This is a genomic window from Saccharopolyspora thermophila (assembly GCF_014646075.1).
GTDB classification, from domain to species: domain Bacteria; phylum Actinomycetota; class Actinomycetes; order Mycobacteriales; family Pseudonocardiaceae; genus Saccharopolyspora; species Saccharopolyspora thermophila.
The window spans coordinates 1-1,130 of record NZ_BMMT01000044.1; the positions used below are offsets into that span (position 1 = coordinate 1).

Genomic DNA, 1,130 nt, shown 5'->3' on the forward strand with positions numbered 1-1,130 from the left:
GAGGTTGCTATGACGACGACCGGTCCGACGGAGAGCCTGCTGACGACGCTGCCGGGCCAGTACTACACGGATCCGGCGATTTTCTCCCTGGAGCAGTCCCGGATTTTTGAGGAGCTGTGGTTCTGTGCGGTGCGTGGTGATGACATCGCGGAGCCGGGTGCGTTCCGTACGGTGCAGATCGGGCGGGAGAGTGTGCTGGTCGCCCGGGGGCGCGGTGGTGAGGTCAACGCGTTTCTCAACGTGTGCCGGCACCGTGGTGCGCGGTTGTGCACCGAGGAGCAGGGGCAGGTGAAGCGGTCGTTCCAGTGCCCGTACCACGCGTGGACCTATGGTCTGGACGGGAAGCTGATCGCGGCGCCGAATCTGAGCAGTATGCCGGATCTGGATCGTTCGGAGTTTGGTCTGACGCGGCTGCATGTGCGTGAGTGGCTGGGGTATGTGTGGGTGTGTCTGGCGGCGGAGCCGCCGTCGTTCGAGGACACCGTGATCGCTGATGTGGGGGAGCGGTTGGGGGATGCTGCGGAGATCGATGGCTATGACATCGGGTCGTTGCGGTTGGGTAGGCGGATTCACTATGACGTGAAGGCGAACTGGAAGCAGATCGTTGAGAACTTCATGGAGTGTTATCACTGTGCCACGATTCACCCGGAGCTGACCGAGGTGCTTCCGGAGTTCGCTGACGGCTATGCCGCGCAGTATTACGTGGGGCATGGTGCGGAGTTCGGTGAGCAGGTGCAGGGGTTCACCGTTGACGGCAGTGAGGGGCTTGATCGGTTGCCGGGTATTGGTGAGCACCAGGATCGCCGGTATTACGCGATTACGGTGAAGCCGCAGGTGTTCATCAATCTGGTGCCGGATCATGTGATCTGGCACCGGATGTTCCCGGTGGCTCCGGACCGGACGCTGGTCGAGTGTGACTGGTTGTATCTGCCGGAGGTTGTGGAGTCGGGTCGTGACCTGTCGCGGTCGGTGGAGTTGTTCCATCGGGTCAACCAGCAGGATTTTGAGGCGTGTGAGCGCTGCCAGTTGGCGATGGACTCGCGTGCCTATGCCGAGGGCGGGGTGTTCGTGCCCAGCGAGCACCACATCGCTGTCTTCCACGAGTGGGTCAAACACCAACTCGGCGAGCA

The 1,130-nt window shown here is 62.1% G+C and carries 1 protein-coding gene; it reads left to right on the top strand.

The window, feature by feature from the left end:
• Positions 1-9: 9 nt before the first annotated feature.
• The coding region (locus tag IEY17_RS24970) for an aromatic ring-hydroxylating oxygenase subunit alpha (protein WP_188991923.1) at positions 10-1,130 on the top strand (1,121 nt) is incomplete at its 3' end.